This window comes from Paenibacillus sp. Marseille-Q9583 (assembly GCF_976954365.1).
In genome coordinates this window covers 17,159-37,675 of record NZ_CDRJTB010000002.1, presented here as the reverse complement: position 1 = coordinate 37,675, position 20,517 = coordinate 17,159, and the positions used below count along the sequence as shown (strand labels likewise).

Here is a 20,517-nt window from a genome sequence, read left to right as displayed (position 1 = left end):
TTCTATTAAAACATACATTTCATTCCAAACCAAAGAGACTCTCCCAAAAGCTATTAGGCCCGGGAAAGTCTCTTCCGTACAGTTTCTCTATAAATTCACAGCAACATCTTCCTTAAGGAAAGACTGCTGCTATTTCTTCAGCACAAGCTCTAGTCGAACCTCAAGATTGTTCTCCGTATCCAGCACAACGGTGTGTGGATTGCTTAAGCCAAAATCAGAAAAAGCCACTGTTGTTGTACCCGACAGCATCAGCTGTCCACCACTGTACGCTGCTTGCGACAGGAAGGTAACATCCTTTTCTACACCCTTCACTGTAAGCGTTCCTTGCATTTCAACCGGCACAGTGGCTCCTTCGGTCCATTCCGTTGGCAGCTCCGAGAATGATTTAACGACAAACGTAGATTGTGGGAATTCCGTAACGGCTAGAAAGTCTTCCCCTTTTACATGCTCATCTCTTTGACCATTGCCAGAGTCCAGAGCGCTCATATCTACTGACCCTTCTCCAACCATCGAAGTAGAATCTTCTATATTAACTTTCCAGGTACCTTGAACTTTGTTATCCACGAAGTTTACTGTTTCTTTAGAGGTAGTTACTGACCAATATACTTTAGAAGCATCCGTAACCGTCCAATCACCGTTTAATTGGTCGGCTGTGACCGCCATACCTACTGGTGCTCCAGTGTTAGTCGCGCTTTCTCCATTACCGGCTGTTGTGGCTTGCCCTGGAATCACGGACTCGATCTGTACATTATTGCCCAGCGATTTATCCAGCAATGTATAACCTGTGACTACTCCTACGATAATGACTCCGGCCGCGATCAAGGCTATTCTTTTTCTCTTCATCCTGTTCCCTCCAATATTCAAAATATTCTGTATATTCTCAAGCTCGTCCCTCATTCTAACAAAGCAATAAGTCGGGAAGAAGTCAGAGCAGAGCGAGCTATGATGTGTTAAACTTGTCGTAATTTTATAGATTGGAGGACCACCACATGATGAGATCCATTCTAATTGTTGAAGATGAGGAAGCTATCTCCAGGGTCCTCAGTGCCTATCTGAAAAAAGCAGGCTTCCATGTCACCCGTGTAGCCGATGGACGATCTGCGCTGGAGTCTTTTGCTATAACACCTCCCTCATTAGTACTACTCGACATCATGCTGCCAAACATGGACGGCTTTGAACTGCTAAAGCTGATCCGTGAAAAAAGCAGCTGTCCCGTGATCATGCTCACCGCAAGGGACGGGATCAATGACCGACTAGCCGGTCTCGACGGTGGTGCGGATGATTATATGTCTAAACCCTTTATTCCTGAGGAAGTGGTGGCACGCGTTAATGCTGTGTTACGCCGTCCTTCGCAGTGGTCCGATGGCAGCCGCAAACGGCATTATGGCAGTTTGTTTATCGACTTTACTGCAAGAGCTGTCTTTTTAAACGGGGTTGAGATGAGTCTTAGTCCACGTGATATGTCGGTCATGTTATTTCTGGCTGAAAGACCTAATCAAATATGTACTCGCGAGCAATTAATAGAACATGTCTGGGAGATGGATTACGAAGGAAGTGACCGAGCCGTGGACTTGTCTATCAAAAGACTTCGCCAAGCGCTGTCGCATTGGCCAGTAGATGAGGGGGAAATCCGTACCCTGAGAGGGACAGGATATCAATTATGGACAACCTAAAGAAAAGCAGCCCCAAACGTACTTCGATTCTCTCCTATTGGACGATTCGTTACCTGCTCATCATTAGTGTTGGCCTCCTGCTAACTGCACTAACGACGTTCTGGTGGATCCAACAAGAAGCTATGAGTAACCGGATGCAGACTACTGGATTATTAGCACAGGAGATTGCCGACCGTAGCGTAAATCGTGAGGGTTCAATAGAGATCAGCCAAAATCTTGGAATGCTCATTGAAGACCGAAAACGATTCTTCAAGTTAACCGTAGAAATGTGTGTAATCATTACGGATCAGCAAGATCAGATGCTGTTCTCTATGCCACCACTAACTGAAGATGAGATGAGGCATAAACTTAATGATAGTCTTAACGACTCTCGCAGTCCGGAGTTCAAAGCTGCAGTAGCGTCCATAAAATCGGATGGGGAAACGCTGGGACAGGTGATTGTCCTTCAATCCAAGAAATCGCTGCGGCATATCCCGCAGGAGGAGATCATTTTTTTCTCCATTCTGTTGCTATTTCTAATCATATTAAGTTGGCTAACCATTTACCTCTTGTCTCGTAAACTGGCAAAACCGATCCAGAAAGTAGCCAAAGCAGCCGCTCAAATCAGCCATGGCCGTTATGATATCGTTCTGGATAAGGATGCCAAAGAACGAGAAATCTATGAACTGATGTTGTCTTTTGAAGAGATGGCAGGCAAGTTACAACAATTTGAGCAATCCCGTGCGGTTATGTTAGCCGGCGTATCTCATGAACTAAAGACACCAGTGACCTCTATTAAAGGCCTAATCCATGCCGTTCGTGAAGGGGTCGTCGAAGACGATGAGGCGGTGGAATTTCTAGATATTGCTTTGCAGGAAGCTGGACGATTGCAACGGATGGTTGCCGATCTTCTGGATTACAACGCACTGACTGCAGGAATCGTCTCTGTCCGTCACGATCGACTGGATGCCGTGCCACTGTTATCAGAAATCGTGTATCAATGGAAGCTGACACAAGCGGATGAAGTTGCGGAGCCTATGCTCCATATGCCAAGAACTCCCTTATTTTTGTGTGGGGACCCGCTACGTATCCAACAAATCATCGTCAATTTACTTAATAACAGTGTACAAGCCAAAGCCCCAGACCGAATGGTGCAGCTTACAGTACAGTTGCTTGAACAGCAAGGTCATGGCATGGCGGAGATTCGTGTTCAGGATAATGGGCTGGGCATCTCATCAAATCATAGTGAGCATGTCTTCGAGGCTTTTTTCCGAGGTAGCGACAAACAGAGCACACTACGGGGTCTGGGACTCGGTCTCACCTTCAGCCGTCTTTTGGCCGAATCTATGAACGGAAGCCTTGTGCTTGAGAACCACTCCCAGGAAGGCTGTACCTTCGTGCTGTCTCTGCCGCTTGATCACTAAAAAATAGTCTGCGGGCCATCGTCATGGTATAATCATGTGCACAATCACACCGAAAACCGGAGGCTGTATATGCTTACTTTTGAACAAAAATTAGCGATTCTCGACTCTTACCCCCAACTGGAACGTAAAAACGTATCCCTTGGGCGCGTGAACTATCACTACGAGGAAAGCCAGCATGATAAGAAAACCGTTGCTTACCATCTGCATCCTAATGGGAATGGTTATGTGTTCGCAGGCTTATTGCGGGGCTATGAGGCAGATGATAAGGGCTTTGTGAACATTCGCGACTACTCGGAATCCGAGCTGCGGAGTCTGTTGGATGCCTCCATCACCTCACTGTCTATTTACATTCCAGACGCCCCTGTAGCCAGCAAAAGAAAGAAAAAGGCTGCGGCAGCAGCCGACTCACTCTGGACTAATGATGAGGGCCATACACTGACTCTAAAACTTGAGGATGATTTATGGTATGTCTATGCCGACCTTAATCTAGAAATGGCCTTTGAGACCCTTGAGGAAGCTAAAGAATATTTAGCAGAAGAGGGATTTACAGCACAGGAGTAAGCAGGGGTAATAATAACTCCTATCAGAAAAAAATAAAAAGAGGTGTCCTAACAGCCATTTGTTCTGGCGATTTGGACACCTCTTTTCAGTTGTACACTTGCAAGCTCTACCCATAACTTCGCTAATAAAAAACATTAATATCCCCTCTAACTGCCGAGACCATCATTCAATAATTTGTAGGATAAAAAGAATACTACCACTAAAACCCAAATTATGGTTAGATGAAGGAGAAGCTATATCCTAAAGGGAAAGAAGCGTGAACGCACATGAGTTTTGAAATCGTAGAAGCCACTATACCGGAGATCCAAGCAGCATTAGAAGCCGGAGAACTTACGTCAAAACAACTAGTTCTCATGTATTATGAACGCATAGCTGATCATGACAAAAATGGCCTGACGATTAACTCTGTGCTGGAGATCAATCCTGATGCATTATTTATCGCAGAATCTCTAGATGTTGAACGTACGATCAACGGCTCCCGGGGACCCCTGCACGGCATACCTGTGTTATTGAAGGATAACATCAATACCGGGGATAAAATGCATACTAGCGCTGGCTCGCTGGCTTTGGCGAATTCTTTTGCCGGGGAAGATGCGTTTATAGTTACCCAACTGCGTGAAGCCGGAGCAATCATTATGGGTAAAGCCAATATGACCGAATTCGCCAATTTTATGACAACCGGTATGCCCTCCGGCTACAGCTCCCGCGGCGGACAAGTCCTTAACCCCTACAATATATCTACACCAACAGGTGGCTCCAGTGCTGGTTCTGCGGTAGCTGTCGCTTGTAACTTTTGTACAGTCTCTGTCGGCACAGAAACCTCGGGATCGATCCTTAACCCCGGTAACTTGGGCTCCATTATTGGCATTAAGCCAACCGTTGGACTGCTCAGCCGTTCGGGAATCCTTCCGCTATCCAACACACAAGATACTGCTGGCCCTATGGCCAGAACCGTCCGTGATGCCGTTCTGCTGCTAAACGCAATGCTCGGCAATGATACTCAAGATGCAGCAATGGGAACGAATATAGGTAGAACCCACAAGGATTACACTGTATTCCTTGACGAGAATGGCTTGCAAGGCGCCCGAATAGGTATCCCGCGTGATTATTATTTCGAGGAGCTGACAGAAGAACAACTTGCACTCTTCAATGCTTCTGTAGATAGAATGAGAGAGCTTGGAGCTACTATTATTGATCCAGCAGATATTAAGACCGCCCGGGAAATTAGTTATTCTTCTGTGGTATTGAATGAATTCAAAACAGCTTTGAACGCTTATTTATCTCGTTTGGGCCCTGGGGCACCGATGCGAACCTTAAAGGATATTATAGATTTTAACCATGCACATCCTGTGGAGACTTTAAGATATGGTCAAGCTACGTTAATAGATGCGGAATATACCTCTTCCGGCACACAAACTGAAACAAAGTATTTGCTGCACCGTGCGACTGACCTAAAACTATGTAAGGAAGAAGGCATCGACGCCACCATGAAGGAGCACAATCTGGATGCCCTGCTGTTCCCCGCCGATTTCGGCGCCAGAATTACCTCCAGAGCAGGATATCCGTCCATCGTTGTGCCTTCCGGTTATACATCAGCCGGCGCCCCCTTCGGTGTAACTTTCTCAGCGAAAGCTTATCAGGAGCCTACACTCATCAAGCTCGCCTATGCTTATGAACAAAACTACAAGGTGCGAAAAGCACCATCACTAAAGAGTTTTATCTGATCAATTCTTATATCAAAAAGCCCGTAAACGTTGATGGTCTCATTCACTGTTTACGGGCCTTTACTTTTCCAAAATCTACATATACTTACTCATAGTCACGTTGATTCTCTTCATCGGCAATATTCTGAATTTCATCAGAGTGAATTAGAAACAACTCATACTCTCCTTCAGCATGCAGCTTCAGCGCCCGCTCTTTAAAAAACTTCGGACTCCCCTCCGCCGCATCCTCATCATAAAAGAGCAATATTCCGTCACTTTTGCGGAACAATAAATCGTCTCTAGCCCGAAACTGCCAGCTACCGTCATAAGGAGCATTACTGACCGCCCCGAAGAAATCCGCACCCGCAATAATACGCCGATACTCGTTCTGCTTTTCTTCTTTCCATTTCTCTTCTTGTCCAGTATGCGCTGTAATGATCCCAAGCTTTAAGTCCGGATATTGCAGCTTAAGTTCGCTCACCACTTCGCATGCCCACAGATCCACACCATACTGACCGGGCGTAATCACCCATTCCACGCCTTCTTCAATCAAAGGTTTTAATCGGTTAGCTAGCGCCTTTTTGATATAAGGAATCCCTAGATGCTTATTGTCAAAAATACCGAGCTCGTGCGCACGATACCCCGTTACTAGTAAAGTCTTCATGTGCTGCCTCTTTCCTGGTCGTTGGCTTATCCTTTAAATCTACATATTTGTTCATTATATAACATTTGCACACTTCATTTCTTTAGGCAAACTTTCAGCTAATATTAAGCAATCTTTCAGAACCGTTTGTTATATTTCTTCTAAACCATTTTTTAAACGACTTAGGTTTGCGCTTTCGAAGCTAGTTTTGTACGAAGTAATTCGAAGTAGCAAGCCTTACAAAACTTAGGTTTATGCTTTCGAAGCTAGTTTTGTACGAAGTAATTCGAAGTAGCAAGCCTTACAAAACTTTTAGGAGGAGAAAAAATGAGGAGATTCATCCCTTTTATGATCTCAGGAAGCCTTCTTGCTTCTCTATTGTTAGCCGGCTGCAGCTCGGATTCTGAGAAAACAGATTCTGCGCAGTCTGATAGTTCATCAGCACAGCAGCCACAAGCAAACGGCGATCAACAGAATGGCGGACCTAATATGTCCATGAATTTCGGTAAGATTAAGAGTGTAAGCGATACTACCCTTACCATCTATAAATCGGACATGTCTATGCCCCGACAAGGTGCTGGAGAAGGTGACGGGCAGAACAGTCAAGGCGGTACCCCACCAGAAAGACCTGATGGCGATCAAAGTACAGGAAATGGCGCTGCGCCCGAGGGTGGGATGCCACAAGGGGAAATGCCGGAAGGTGGCGGAGAGCATTACATTAAGTAATGGCAATCCGGGTGGAGCTACTCCAGATGACAGCACGAGCAGCAGCTAATGATATGCTGCACCACAAAAAAAAGATCTCCGGGGACAATCTGGTTCCCTGGAGATCTTTTTATATATACTACGAATTAGTTCTTATCCGACAAAATCAATACTCCACGGGCTGGCACAACAGCAGAACCGCTAACCTTATTGCCAGTCAGAAGATCCGTACGCTCAGTAGCACCAATATCCGCACTCAAATCACCAGTGGTGTGGTTCAGCAAGAATAGGTAGGATACGCCTTCCTTCACACGTTGCACAGATTCGATACCTTCCGGTGCAGTTACTAGCGGTTGAATGTTCTTGTCGGCACACAGATTGGCTAAGAATCCTTTCAAGAATCCCGCTTCTGGGCTGGTAGCCACGTAATACGCTTTACCTTCACCAAAGTTATTCACAGTCAAGGCTGGCATTCCTTTATAGAAATCAGATCCGTACTCTGCCAAAACCTCAGCGCCTTCGGCATGAATCAGATCGCAGAGCAGATCACATTTGTAAGAACCACTCAAATTACCCCACGCTTTGTCCATCACAATCTCATTGCTCATCCCTGGCAGCAGCGCATCAATTTCCTCAGCCCAGATCCCGAGTACGTTGCGCAGTTCCCCAGGGTAGCCACCTACGGTTACGAGGTCGTTCTCATTAACAATTCCGCTGAAATAAGTCGTAATGAATGTACCGCCTGCTTTTACAAAAGCTTCAACCTTCTCAGCAAAACCCGGCTTAACCATATACATCACAGGTGCGATTACAATCTCATATTTGAACAGATTCTCTTCTACACCGATCATATCGGCTTCGATATTTTGTTGGTAGAGTGCATCATAATATTTATGAATCTCATTCACATAATCCAAAGCTACGGATGGTCCGCTTGAAAGGTTGATAGCCCAGCGGTTTTCCCAGTCATAAATAATCCCTACTTTAGCTGCACTACGCGCATCCAATAGCTGATCTCCAAGCTGTCCCAGCTCTTTACCTAGTTCAGCGCATTCACGGAATACACGCGTATGCTCATGTCCCACATGCTCAATAACAGCTCCATGATACTTCTCACATGCACCAATCGAACGACGCAGCTGGAAGAACAGAACAGTGTCTGCACCACGCGCAACAGCCTGATAACTCCACAAGCGCATAACCCCTGGACGTTTCAAAGAGTTATAGGGCTGCCAGTTCTGCTGGCTTGGCGTTTGCTCCATCAGCATGAAAGGTTGTCCATTCTTCAATCCACGCATGAGATCATGCGCCATGGCTGTAAAGCTGACCGGAGTATCGAGTGAAGGATAGTTATCCCAAGAAATGACATCCATATGTTTAGCCCACTCAAAATAGTCCAATTCATCATAAAAGCCCATCAAGTTAGTGGTAACAGGTACGTTAGGACTGTGCTCCTTAATCGCATCGCTCTCAATTTTGTAGCATTCCAGCAAGCTATGAGACATAAATCTACGGAAATCTAATGAAATGCCTTGGAAGTTGGTACGGTTGCCATCCCATTCTTCACTCAGCTCACTAGGCAGTACAATTTCTTCCCAATCATAAAACGTATGTCCCCAAAAACGTGTATTCCACGCTTTGTTTAATGCATCCAGAGAACCATAACGATCCTTCAACCAGACACGGAACGCCGCTTCAGATAAATCAGAATAATCATAGTTACTGAACTCATTCGAAATGTGCCAAGCTACAAGCGCCGGATGATCCTTATAACGCTCAGCCAGCTTTCCTGCCAGCTTCGCTGCAAACTTGCGGTAAACCGGACTGTTTGGATTCGAATTATGACGTCCACCGAACTTGCGTTTTCTGCCCTTCACATCAACACGAGTAACTTCAGGATAACGATGAGCCATCCAAGCTGGGTGTGCTCCTGTACCTGTTGCCAGACATACGTAAGTTCCATTTTTATATAGTCTATCCATTAATTCATCTAGTGATGAGAAATCATAGATGTCTTCGGAAGGTTGGATCAGCGCCCAAGAAAATACATTAATTGTGGCAACATCAATTCCTGCCAGCTTAAACATACGCTCATCCTCTGCCCATACAGGCGCATCCCATTGCTCTGGATTGTAATCTCCACCGTACCAAATCTTAGGTAATTTATCGTTAATCACACTTCGCACATCCTTTATAGTATAATTATATATATATTGTAATCGGTTAACCTGACGCTATAAATATAAAATAATCTTCCCAGCATATAAGAATATGGAACTAAGAGGAGATGGAGTCATTGAAGGGAATCGTGCATCGTAGAATTGTGTTCCCCCATGAGGGTGGACAGGATCTACCTATCACATTAGATAGTATCGGTCACAATCATCAACAGGAAAAAGTATCCCGCTTAGATGGCTACGAAACCTATCATTGGCTCCAAACGGCGTCTGGTGAAGGGGTGATTCATTTTGAGAATAAAAGCTTCTCCCTTCCCGCAGGCAGTGGTGTATTACTTCTCCCCTATACTCCACATCGCTATGAAGCTTCGGCTGCTAACTGGAGCACCTCTTATTTAACGTTCGGAGGCAGCTCTGCAGGGTCTATTTTGGAGACGCTGGGGATGAATATGAATTCTTTTTACCGCTGGGAAAAAGAGGCGCCTCTCTCCAAGCTGCTAAGAGAAATACTTGATCAATATGATGCCTCACAGGACATGTTTGGTCTGACTGCCTCCACCGATGCTTATCGCTTTCTGCTTACTTTAAGCAAATATGGGCAACTACATAACAACACAACGATATCCCGCAATGTGGATAAGCTGCAGCCGCTTCTGAAATGGATGGACAGCCATTATGGTGATCCTGATCTCGGACTTAACGATCTAGCCGATCAGCTCGGCGTCTCAGGGCGATATCTCAACAATCTATTCATACAAACCTTTGGGCTATCTCCTTATGCCTATTTCGTACGGCTACGTATCCGTAAAAGCAAAGAAATGCTCGTAAGCCAGCCGGATCTTACTGTAAAAATCATCTCGCAGAGAGTAGGCTTCCGTGATGTTAGCCATTATGTTGCCACCTTTCGCAAGCAGTCAGGGACTACACCGGAGCAGTTTAGACGACTTCACTAATACTCTAAGGTGTACAGCTTAATCGCCTCCTGAGTAGTGAAATGCTACATATGGTTTCGTATGACAGAGTTCATCGCTGTGTAGATCTCATTAGTATGGCATGTGTGTCAGAGTCACTGCATTTTGTACACTTAAATCAGTCTGTTCAGCACAAAATATCCATATAAGTGTATTCTGTGCAGTTATATTCTCAGCATTGGGCTGTGAACCGCGATATTTCGCATTATAGCTGCACAGAATACAACTAAAACCATTTCATAGCCCGAGAGCACAAAATAAGTGTAGAAAGTGCAGCTATTCCGCACCGTACAAACTCACCCTCCACTCCAAACGCAGCATTCTTCACTCCACTAACTGGCTTGTCTCGACAGCTCTCCCGGCCCAAGGAGTACATTTAATTGCACTTCGTGCAATAGAATTTGCCTTTTTGTCTCATTTCGAGAATTCTATTGCACAGAGTGCAATCACAAATCTCAATCTCATCTCAATCTCAATGTCAATCACAAGGGTTAACCCCTAAGGAGATAAAGCCCTCTCCCCATCAGCAATTACTTAGAATCTTTTACATCTCCAGAATTTCCACACCATACGGCTCAAGCTGCAGCTCTCCTGAACAAATCGATTGATTCAGCAGACTGTTATACGCCTGTGGCAACGGGATCGTCACAGACTCCCGGCTCAAATTAAGCAAGAATAAGAAGCTTCCTTGATCTCCCGAACGCACAGAGGCCTGTACTCCATCCGGCAATCCCTCCAATCTAAACAGCCCCTGCTGTTTAGAAAGGCGCTCCAATAAAACTGACCAGAATCTCTCTTCCATATGAGTCCCAAAGTAATAAACCTGACCCTTTCCAAAAGCATTGACGGTTACAGCCGGCGTTCCACTATAGAAATCATCGCCATACCACGCAATCGGCCATGCCACAACAGGTCTCAGGATGTCGCACCACTGCGTGCATTCATATTGGTTCCCCTCAGCATCAACGACCTTATGGGTTTCAGCACCTATTGGATCATACTCCAGCACTTCAACCCCTGTGCAATAGCTCAGTAGCCCCGGAAGTGGCTGCATGACTGCGATGTTATTTGTAGTTTTCACGCCACTTCGATTGGTAATAAGCAAAGTTCCGCCAGCTAGTGCAAAATCCTCTAAACTACGTACGATCTCCTCATCCAGCAAATATAAATTCGGAGCAATCACTACTTTATAACCATCCAGCGATTGTCTAAGATCGATAACATCGCAACCCATACCGAGCTTCGTCACCGCACGGTGTATCTGTTTAATATTCTCATAATAATCGAATCCTTCAGCCTGAGGCTGAATATCCAGAGCGGCTTTCTCTTCATGAGAATGGAGTATAGCTACTTCATTCTTTAGCGTCGTTCCAGTCAGCTTCTCCCCGAGTGTATTAACCTCATAGCATAACTGAGTGAACTCCGCAAACCTGCGTCCTGGGACATTGCTGTGATCAATCAGTCCGTGCCAGAATTGCTCTGCTCCCGCGACTGCACTACGCCAGCGGAAATGAACGACGGTATCCGCACCTCTGGCTATCGTCTGCCACGCATAAGTACGAATCATCCCAGGATACGGCGTTCTCCACATCGGCATCCAACAACCTGGTGAACCACTTAGCTGCTCCATGATCCAAAAGTTTTGACGTTTAATACCACGGGTTACATCTAATGAAAGTGCTCCGCTATATGGTGTTGTCGCTTGTTTAGTTGGAGAAGTATTCGGATAATAGTCAAATGCAGCGACATCCAGATCAGCACCGACTGCGTACATATCCAGACGCTGTGGATAGCTATGAAAGTTATGAGTGATCAAATGCTGCGGACAAACAGACCGCAAGATATCAATCTGGGTCTTCTGGAATGCTACCACCGAATCCCACTGAAACCGCTGATAATCTAGCAGGAATGATGGATTTTGATGTGGTGATCCGCCCAGCGGAACGGTAAGCTCATTCCAATCGCTGTATTCCCCACTCCATACAACCGTTCCCCACTCTGTATTCACTCGCTCAAGGTTGCCATATTTGGCTTTTACCCAAGACCGAAACGCAATATTGCAACCCTCACAATGGCAATCTAGCATGCTGAATTCATTATCCGTCTGCCAACCAATTACGGCCGGATGCTCACTATAATGCTCCGCAAGACGCTGGATGATACGGCTTCCGTATTCGCGCAAAGATGTACTATTATAGCAGCGATGTCCGCGTACCCCCGGATGAAAGGTCTCTCCCTTCGCAAATAGCGGCAGCACGTCCGGAAATTTCGTAGTTAACCATCTAGGAGGTGTAGCTGTGGGCGTACCAATCACAACCTGTAATCCATACTTATGAAAAAGATCCAGCGCGCGGTCCAGCCAACCGAACTGGTAATTGCCCTCCGCTATCTCTAACCGGCTCCATGCAAACTCGGCGACTCGAACTACCTTGACACCTGTTTCCTTCATTAATTTGATATCTGGTTCCCACATGGATTCTTCCCAATGCTCCGGGTAATAGTCCACACCTATCTGAATAAGATCATATCGTTTCATCGGCGCCCTCTCCCCCTATCTTGTTATCATCAAAATAAAAGGCGCTCCCCGTCTCATAATGATGAGGTGTACGGAGAACGCCTTTGTTAACCACTAATCCATTTTTAATCTTCTTTATGAACGAGCTTCACTTATTTCTTAAGCTTGTCCCAAGCTGCTTGCATGCCTGTCATCCAGCCATTTACATCAACCTTGCCAGCAATCATCTGTTGAATCACACTAGCAAATTCTTGAGTTACACCATCAGGGAATTTAGAGGATTGCAAACCATACACTTTGTCTTCTTTTACATAGTTCCAAACGTCAGATCCAAGCTTACCAATATCTTCAGGAGTTGCCTCGATGGTGGACAAAGCAGGGATGAATTTCCATTTTTTAACGATGTACTCTTTACCCATATCTGAAGTTACCAACCAGTTCAAGAATGTTTTAGCTTCTTCTTTAGATCCGGAATCTTTGTTGATAACAAGATTTGCAGGAATACCTACAGTCATTTTGTCATTCTTTGCAGCATCTTCATTGATTGGCATAGGGAACATACCGATGTTCATGTCAGGTGTAATGTTATCAACAAGGGTTTGTGCCCAGTTACCTTCTTGCATCATTGCAGTTTCACCTTTAGCAAACATAGCCAAGTGAGTGTTAGCGTCCGTAGTCAACGGATTTTTTTGTCCGTATTTCAAAGTCAAGTTGAGCAAGTTGCTCCAATCTTCAAATACTTTGTTACCTACGATTGTACCCGTACCCTCATTCAAGCTCTTAATGAAGCCATTTACATCATCTTGTTGAGCAAATGCTACGCTGATCCCTTGGTTACCAAGGAGCCACCATTCTTGATACGCATTACCAAAAGGAGTTACGCCAATCGCTTGCAATTTCTTAGCTGCATCTTCTAGTTGTGACAATGTTTTAGGAGTCTCAGTGATGCCTGCTTTTTCGAACAGGTCTTTGTTATATACAAAACCAATTCCTTCAAGGTTCATTGGCATACCGTACACTTTACCGTCTTTAGTCATTGGCTCTGCTGCCATAGGAATCAGATCTTTCACCCAAGGTTGATCGGACAGATCTTCCATCTTATCTCCCCAAAGCTCCATTTCAGCATATCCGCCATTTGAGAAAATGTCAGGCGCGTCGCCGGAAGCAAACTTAGTCTTCAGTGCTGCAGCGTAATCGGCACCACCACCAACGGTTTGAATATCCAGCTTAATGTTAGGGTGTTCTTTTTCAAATTCAACCTTAAGCTCATTAAGACCTTCAACGATTTCAGTTTTGAATTGAAAGATCTTAACCGTCTTTACTTCACCTTTATCTGTGCCAGCGCTTCCATTTTGTGAGTTACTAGAAGCGTTATTGCCTCCACCGCATGCTGTTAATGCTAAACTCATAGCCATTACTGCCGAAAGTGCAACTGCCGAGCGTTTCTTATTCATTATATTTTCCCCCTTAAGATAGTGGACTACTTATGAAATATTTGGAACGGAGGGCTCGGTGTTAACCTTTCACCGAGCCAGCCGCTATTCCCTCAACAATGTAACGCTGCATGAACAGATAGAAGATGATAATTGGAGCAATCCCGATTACGAGAGCCGGAAGCGCCATATCCCATTGTTTGGTGTATTGACCAAAGAAGGAGAAGGTCGCCAGTGGAATGGTCCGAAGTTCTGGTGCCTGAAGAATCAAGGAAGGCAGCAGATAGTCATTCCATATCCCAAGTGCATTAAGCACGATCGTTGTCATTACCATTGGCTTCAGCAAAGGAAGTACTATACGGAAGAATACGGTAATTGGATTACATCCATCAACTGTAGCCGCCTCTTCAATTTCAAGCGGAACGGACTTGATAAAGCCGTGGAATAGAAAGATTGCCATTGGAACACTGATCCCTAGATTCGTGATAATCAAACCCAGGAAGGAGTTGTTTACTCCCATTACATTTACAACTTTCAAGATTGGAATCATGATCGTTTGAAACGGAACAACCATTGCAGCTACGAACAACAGTAACAAAAACTGATTAAATTTCGTATTTGCCCGAACCATACGATAAGAAGCCATCGCACTAAACAGAGAGATTAGAATAACACTGATAACAGTTATGATAACCGAATTCCGGAAAGCTTCACCGAAACGTGCCAATTTCCAAGCACTTGTATAGTTCGACCACATAAATGTCTGTGGCCAGCTTGCAGCATCACTCAGAATTTCACCGAAGGATTTCACTGAGTTTGCTAGCAAGAAATAAAATGGAGAAAGAAAGAGCAGGGCCAGAAGAATCATCAACACTTCCACGCCGATATTCCATCTGCTTTTTGTCTTGGCGTTCATTAAGCTTCTACCTCCTTGCTCTTCGTAATACGGACTTGAATCAGGGTGATAATCGCCACGATAACGAAGAACAGCAGCGCTTTAGCAGTACCCAGACCGTAACGATTGTTCAGGAAGGCTTCATTGTAAATATTCATAGCAACCGATTCAGTAGATTTGAACGGTCCACCTTTCGTTAAGGAAAGGTTAAGGTCGAACATTTTGAAGGACCAAGAAATGGCCAAGAACAAACCAATAGTTACAGCAGGCATTATTAATGGAACTACAATGTTGCCTAGTACCTGCCAACGGGAGGCACCATCAATATCAGCCGCTTCCAGGACTTCTTTCGATACGTTACTGAGAGAAGCGATGTAGATAACCATCAGATAACCGGAAGACTGCCAAACAAAAACCATTACAATCGCCCAGAAGCCGGTTGTTGCATCACCCAGCCAAGGAAGATTAAAGAACGACCAGCCTGTGAGTTCTCCCATTGTTGCGAACCCTTTGATGAAGATAAATTGCCAGATGAACCCGAGCAACAATCCCCCAATAACGTTCGGCATAAAGAAGATCGTCCGAAGCATGTTACGTGTCTTTAATGGTTTCGTTAACAGATAAGCTAGGAAAAACCCTACCACATTAGTCAAAATTACACCTAACACAGTAAATCTTACTGTAAACCAAAAGGAAGACCAGAAGTCGGGGTCATTCGTAAATATAGTGGAGAAGTTTTGAAATCCGACCCAACTTACATTACCGGATACACCGTTCCAGTCTGTGAAGGAGTAATACATCCCCATGATAAATGGGATAATCGTTATTAAGGTAAAAAACAAAACTGCAGGACCAACGAAGAATACCTGTTGACCTAACTGGGACAACTTAGTGCCGCGCATTTATTGTCCCCCCCTTTCTTTTGCTCACTTACTTGTTTATGCTTTATACACATATTATCTGTTTTTTTGAGCGCACCTCACACCTACGGAAGTGATCTTTCAGGTGTAAAATATTGATCGGATGTGACAAATTTCGATGAAATGGAACACGATTCGCACAAAAATGATCATTTTCATCCTACTTCCAACACTAATTTGTATTATGGCCACGATGTTTATAAGCTACCACTTTAGTACTCAATCCTTAAGAACAAGAGCAGTAGATGAGAATACGAACCTTCTCTTTCAAGGTACTAGAAACATTGAAAGTCTGATTCAGGAAATCAATCGACTCTCCCTTATCGTCTATTCAGATTCAGAATTCTACAGATCTCTCGAAGCTGGATACGAGGATATGCTAGCAAATGCACGAATTTATTCTTCTCTAAATTACATTTCATCATCTATGCCTGACATATCTCAGGTCTATTTATACGGTGTCAAGGACAGCAAAGCCACTCTGCTCACCCAAAATACACCGAAACGTTGGCAGGGTGTTCCACCTTATTCTGACTCCAAGATCACTACCGATTCTGCGGTATCCTTACAGAGTACGCATTTAAGTCATAGCTACGGCCTAACGGCACCGATCCCGCAATTTATACCGGAGCCAGTGTTTACCTTACACAGAAGAATCGAAAGAGTCCCTACCACAAAAGCGCTTGGCTACCTGTCGATTGATGTCAAGCTGACGGCTCTAACCGACATCATCAGTCAGTTATATGATCAGAAGCAGGAGAAAATCTGGCTGCTGGATGGCAACGGAAACATTGTCTACGGGGACAATAGTGAAGAATACGGCAAGAAACTGAATACAGCTTGGTACGATACGAATATCAGGGACAAGCAAAACTCACAAGGATACTTTGAAGAGGACAAAGCTATGTTTATTTACCAGAATATAGAAGGCCCAGGGTTAAATTGGACGCTGGTGAAGCAGATTCCCGTATCTTATCTTTTCCGAGAAGCCAATGAGGCGGCAACGATCAATATAGCACTGATGGTCCTGCTGCTGATTACAATTACAACGTTAACGATCCTAATCTCTTTTCGAATCACCGCCCCGATTAAGCAGTTGACCCGCTATATGAATCAGGTCCAGACCGGGAAGCTTGATATCGATATCCGCCCCATGGGCAAAGACGAGATCGGTGTCGTTACAGAACGGTTCCGCAGTATGATGGATACGATCAACAATCTGATCCTGAGAGAATACAAGCTGGAATTAACTAATAAAACGAATGAATTGCGGGCTTTGCAAGCGCAAATCAACCCGCATTTCCTTAACAATACCTTGCAGATCATCGGTACGCTTGCCTTGGAGCTTAAAGTACCCCAAATCTACTCTCTTCTTTCTGCACTAGCGAAAATGATGCGCTACAGCATGTACAATGAGGAGAAGATTGTCACGGTTAAGGATGAACTGGATCATGTCAAAGCTTACATCGAACTACAGAAGGAACGTTTTGAAAATAAATTCAGTTTCCGTTACGATATGGAGGAAGCTCTTTTAGAGACATTTATGCCTAAGATGATTCTGCAGCCTATTGTAGAAAACTATTTCAAACACGGTTTTAACCATTCCCGCTCAGACGGATTTGTTGAGATCACCGCGGCCAAATTGGGCGACATGCGAATGGAAATCTGTATTCAAAACAACGGAAATGCTATCCCTTCAGCGAAACTGGATCTTTTGCGGCAGAAGCTTCAACATTCCACTAGAACAGATATAGATTTATTAAGAAATACAGAGCAAGACAAAGAAGCTACAGGATCTGGTATTGGTCTGCCGAACGTTCTGGCTCGGCTCAAGCTCGTATGCGGAGATAGCGCCATCTTGACGGTGGACAACCTCAGAGCAGGCGGAGTGGTGGTAAGACTGGAAATAGACATTATAGCGGAGCGTGAGACGATATGAAGGCGTTAATTGTTGATGATGAGGCGAGAGTTAGAAAAGCTGTTAGACTTCTTGTCGACTGGGACGCACATCAAATAGATGAAATTCTGGAAGCCGGAAACGGAAATGAAGCTATTGAGATCATTCGGCAAGCGAAGCCAGCCTTAGTCATTATGGACATGATGATGGAATCCGGTAATGGCGTAGAATTAATGACATGGGTTAACGAATTTGCCGGCAACATCAAATTCATTGTGGTCAGCGGACATAATGATTTCGAGTTCGTGCGCCAGACTGTTCGTCATGGTGGAATTGATTATATCCTTAAGCCCATTGAAGCGGAGGCAATCAATGTAGCAATCGCTAAGGCAGTGGCTGCTTGGCGTTCAGAGGAAGCTGATCGTAGAGAACGACAGAAGCAGAACATTCAGCTTAATGAGTTCAAGCCCATCTACGGAGAAAAACTGCTATCCGCGCTAATCGATGATCCGATCAACTCGGAATTATCTCTTCGAAGATTGCGAAGCGATGGCATTATCCCGGAAAACGTCCTCTCTTCGCGCCTAATACTGGTGCAGACAGATACAGGAAATAATCTCCTACTTAACCGTTTTGGAGGAGACACCGGTCTCCTGAACTACGCTATCGTCAATATTTGTAATGAATTTTTGCAAGGTCAGCATAAGGGTGTGGCTTTTCGTTACTGGGGAGGTCCTTCGGAGATTGCCATCATTCTATGGGATATCCAAACGTCTGTTGTCGAGCTTATAGGGAGAATTAATCAGGGTATCTACTCTACTTTGCAGGTACGAATGCATTTCGGAATTAGCTGCATCGGCAGCCTGCCTAAGCAATTATCTTATCAGCGTGCAGAGGTGGCTGAGGCCTTACAGCGTAGAAATTTATTAATTCATGAGGATTACTGCCATTTTTCTACTTCCTCCGAAGAGTTTAAAGAGCGCAATGAAACCGCAAAGACAGAAATTCAAGGACATGCATCACCGACGATCTTCGCACATGTGAAGGAAGATTGGAAAATGGCGGTCATCAGCGGAAGCACTGATGTATTGTCCGCGGCAGCACAGCACTGGGTGGACGAGCTTAGCCGATGCGGAATTGTTACACCGGAGATTCTAAACTCGTGGAAGAATGATGCACTCTTATTTCGTTCCCAGTTGGTACGGGAAACGTTAGGTCCTGATGCCGATAGCGCACTAGCCGAGTTAGAACAGGCCGACCAGCTTCACCCAGCTCCTTATACGAATGGTTACTCGTTCTCCTTATTTGCTTGGCGTGACTGGTCATTTGATCTGATGGAGCGAATATCAAAAGTGATAGCCGCTAAACAAGCTAAAGAAAGCAATCCTATGCATGATATCGTGAAATATATCGAACTCAATTATGCCTCTGATCTATCCTTACAGGAGATTGCCGGAAAGTTCTTTGTTAGCCGCGAATATATTTCACGCCGATTCAAACAGGAATACGGCATTAATTTCTCCGATTTCATTGTTAACGTCCGGATAGATAAAGCTAAATTGCTTATGCAGAACCCACGTCTAAAGCTGTCGCAAATTTCCGAAATGGTGGGTTTTCATGATGTGAAGTATTTTAGCAAGGTATTCAAGAAACAGGTTGGTGTATCACCCAAGGACTATCGAAACCAGTTTAATATTTAATTAATACCACGCTACGAGAAAACGGTTGTCTCCTTTATGGAAGACAACCGTTTCTCGTAGAAACAAAAAGATAATGTATGGCGTGAAACTTATATTTTCTTATATTTTTAAAAAGGCATCTGCGACCGTCTTACCGGCTATGCCGTTCGGATGCGGGTCGTCTGTTCCACTCATAAACTCTGGTCTGATCCGGTGATCGTCTGGTGCAGGCAATGACAATAGGCTTGCTATATCAAACACCCGGCTCACACCTATAGGCGGATTAGACAAAATCTCACGATTCACCTTGCGCCAAGTTTCTTCTCTTTCACCCTGAAAATTGAACGGTGGCACCGTACTTAGAATAATATTAGCTTCAGCATTTGCCCCCTTGATCTTAGAAATAATGGTCTGCAAGTCACCAAGAAGCTCGTCCGCCGAACGGCAACCAATATCAATATCATTTACTCCGAGTACGATCATCACTTCATCACTTTGCTTAGTTTTGTTTAGCCATGGACCATCCGCGGCGACATCATAAGCTCTAGCCCAGCCAGAGCCAAGATTCCATACACCAATATCCGTGCCAAGGCCTTCCGCAATTCCCGCGACCCAATATTCATACTCATCCTTTAATGTCCGCACACCTTGAGTAATCGAATCCCCCAAGAATACTAGTTTCTTGGTAACAGATTTCTTATACCCAATGAAGCTTGGCAGTACCAAAAGATTATCAGACGCTGTAAAACCATCCGCTGATTGTTGTGCGGCAAGATTTCCGGGCGCGTCATATGCTGAAACCAGCATCCCTTCAACATTGAAAGGAATCGATTTACCTGCAGTGAGTGTCTTAATCGTCCACGTAAACGCCAAGTAATGACCCTCCGGCAGAACAATGCTCGTCTCATCACTCCAGAAACATTCGCCAGCCGCAACGGATTTTGAGGCTTTACCCTCAAAGGTAAGCGCATGCTGTGTATTTTCAGTTATCGTTCCGTCTGGTACGGTTCCACCGTCAGCGATAGAAGCTGTCTCTATCACCCAGTCACCTCCAGGTTCACTGCCTACAGCTTCTTGCCCTTGATCCCATGTAGAATCGACCGCGTTACTATGCCAGAATTTTAGCTTCAACGAACCATTTTCCCTCAAACGAATATATGTCCTGAAGGTATGTGTAAACGGTTCTTGCCTATTCATTATAAAATTCGCTGCGGTTGAAAGAACCGTTGCTGAGGTATAATCCGTCTGGTTCAATACTCCACTTCCCTTAGTTAAATTAGCATTCATAATGTTTCCCCCGTTATTCAGTAAGATTGTAACACTAAAACCTCTCCAATAAACC

Annotated in this window: 16 protein-coding genes; 8 read left to right on the top strand and 8 right to left on the bottom strand. The window is 44.7% G+C overall.

Going from position 1 to position 20,517, the window contains the following annotated elements:
- Positions 1-129: 129 nt before the first annotated feature.
- Positions 130-843 carry a YceI family protein gene (locus ACWNM1_RS01990; RefSeq protein ID WP_449599463.1) on the bottom strand — a complete coding sequence of 238 codons (714 nt, stop codon included), beginning with the start codon at positions 841-843 and terminating at the stop codon, positions 130-132.
- A 149-nt stretch (positions 844-992) separates the two neighbouring features.
- Between ACWNM1_RS01990 and ACWNM1_RS01985 the strand changes: the two genes are divergently transcribed.
- The 4 genes from ACWNM1_RS01985 to ACWNM1_RS01970 all read left to right on the top strand — a co-directional run bounded on the left by ACWNM1_RS01985 (position 993) and on the right by ACWNM1_RS01970 (position 5,361).
- Positions 993-1,673: a response regulator transcription factor gene (locus tag ACWNM1_RS01985; RefSeq protein ID WP_449599640.1), complete on the top strand. Its 681-nt coding sequence runs from the start codon at positions 993-995 to the stop codon at positions 1,671-1,673.
- Positions 1,661-3,076 carry an ATP-binding protein gene (locus ACWNM1_RS01980; protein WP_449599461.1) on the top strand — a complete coding sequence of 472 codons (1,416 nt, stop codon included), beginning with the start codon at positions 1,661-1,663 and terminating at the stop codon, positions 3,074-3,076. The genes ACWNM1_RS01985 and ACWNM1_RS01980 overlap by 13 nt, the downstream gene beginning before the upstream one ends.
- A gap of 69 nt (positions 3,077-3,145) precedes the next feature.
- Complete coding sequence (locus ACWNM1_RS01975) at positions 3,146-3,637, top strand: hypothetical protein (protein WP_149646426.1); 492 nt, start codon at positions 3,146-3,148, stop codon at positions 3,635-3,637.
- A gap of 266 nt (positions 3,638-3,903) precedes the next feature.
- Complete coding sequence (locus tag ACWNM1_RS01970) at positions 3,904-5,361, top strand: amidase family protein (RefSeq protein WP_449599459.1); 1,458 nt, start codon at positions 3,904-3,906, stop codon at positions 5,359-5,361.
- Positions 5,362-5,446: 85 nt separating this feature from the next.
- Here the strand turns inward: ACWNM1_RS01970 and ACWNM1_RS01965 are convergent, their stop codons facing one another.
- Positions 5,447-6,004: a DUF1273 domain-containing protein gene (locus tag ACWNM1_RS01965; RefSeq protein ID WP_042185074.1), complete on the bottom strand. Its 558-nt coding sequence runs from the start codon at positions 6,002-6,004 to the stop codon at positions 5,447-5,449.
- 306 nt (positions 6,005-6,310) lie between these two features.
- Between ACWNM1_RS01965 and ACWNM1_RS01960 the strand changes: the two genes are divergently transcribed.
- Positions 6,311-6,709, top strand: a complete 399-nt coding sequence (locus tag ACWNM1_RS01960) for a hypothetical protein (RefSeq protein WP_449599457.1) — start codon at positions 6,311-6,313, stop codon at positions 6,707-6,709.
- Positions 6,710-6,834: 125 nt separating this feature from the next.
- On the opposite strand, the gene ACWNM1_RS01955 is transcribed toward ACWNM1_RS01960, so the two are convergent.
- A complete protein-coding gene (locus ACWNM1_RS01955) occupies positions 6,835-8,865 on the bottom strand; it encodes a beta-galactosidase (protein WP_449599455.1) in 2,031 nt (676 codons plus the stop codon).
- Positions 8,866-8,984: 119 nt separating this feature from the next.
- Here ACWNM1_RS01955 and ACWNM1_RS01950 point away from each other — a divergent pair, with 119 nt between their 5' ends.
- Positions 8,985-9,818 carry an AraC family transcriptional regulator gene (locus tag ACWNM1_RS01950; protein ID WP_076283846.1) on the top strand — a complete coding sequence of 278 codons (834 nt, stop codon included), beginning with the start codon at positions 8,985-8,987 and terminating at the stop codon, positions 9,816-9,818.
- A 562-nt stretch (positions 9,819-10,380) separates the two neighbouring features.
- Here the strand turns inward: ACWNM1_RS01950 and ACWNM1_RS01945 are convergent.
- The 4 genes from ACWNM1_RS01945 to ACWNM1_RS01930 form a co-directional block, all read right to left on the bottom strand.
- Positions 10,381-12,372 (bottom strand): beta-galactosidase, encoded by a 1,992-nt coding sequence (locus tag ACWNM1_RS01945; protein ID WP_449599453.1) that lies wholly within the window; start codon positions 12,370-12,372, stop codon positions 10,381-10,383.
- A gap of 131 nt (positions 12,373-12,503) precedes the next feature.
- Positions 12,504-13,805, bottom strand: coding sequence for an ABC transporter substrate-binding protein (locus tag ACWNM1_RS01940; RefSeq protein WP_449599451.1), 1,302 nt, complete (start codon positions 13,803-13,805; stop codon positions 12,504-12,506).
- Between the two features lie 61 nt (positions 13,806-13,866).
- A complete protein-coding gene (locus ACWNM1_RS01935) occupies positions 13,867-14,700 on the bottom strand; it encodes a carbohydrate ABC transporter permease (protein WP_042185063.1) in 834 nt (277 codons plus the stop codon).
- On the bottom strand, positions 14,700-15,581 hold the full coding sequence (locus ACWNM1_RS01930; protein WP_449599449.1) for a carbohydrate ABC transporter permease: 882 nt from the start codon (positions 15,579-15,581) through the stop codon (positions 14,700-14,702). Before ACWNM1_RS01930 ends, ACWNM1_RS01935 begins: the two co-directional genes overlap by 1 nt.
- Positions 15,582-15,717: 136 nt before the next feature.
- Here ACWNM1_RS01930 and ACWNM1_RS01925 point away from each other — a divergent pair, with 136 nt between their 5' ends.
- Both ACWNM1_RS01925 and ACWNM1_RS01920 read left to right on the top strand, forming a co-directional pair.
- Positions 15,718-17,538, top strand: coding sequence for a cache domain-containing sensor histidine kinase (locus tag ACWNM1_RS01925; RefSeq protein ID WP_449599447.1), 1,821 nt, complete (start codon positions 15,718-15,720; stop codon positions 17,536-17,538).
- A complete protein-coding gene (locus tag ACWNM1_RS01920) occupies positions 17,535-19,196 on the top strand; it encodes a response regulator transcription factor (RefSeq protein WP_449599445.1) in 1,662 nt (553 codons plus the stop codon). The genes ACWNM1_RS01925 and ACWNM1_RS01920 overlap by 4 nt, the downstream gene beginning before the upstream one ends.
- Before the next feature lie 99 nt (positions 19,197-19,295).
- Here the strand turns inward: ACWNM1_RS01920 and ACWNM1_RS01915 are convergent, their stop codons facing one another.
- Entirely contained in the window at positions 19,296-20,462 is a 1,167-nt protein-coding gene (locus ACWNM1_RS01915; RefSeq protein WP_449599443.1) for an SGNH/GDSL hydrolase family protein, read from the bottom strand.
- Positions 20,463-20,517: the final 55 nt, after the last annotated feature.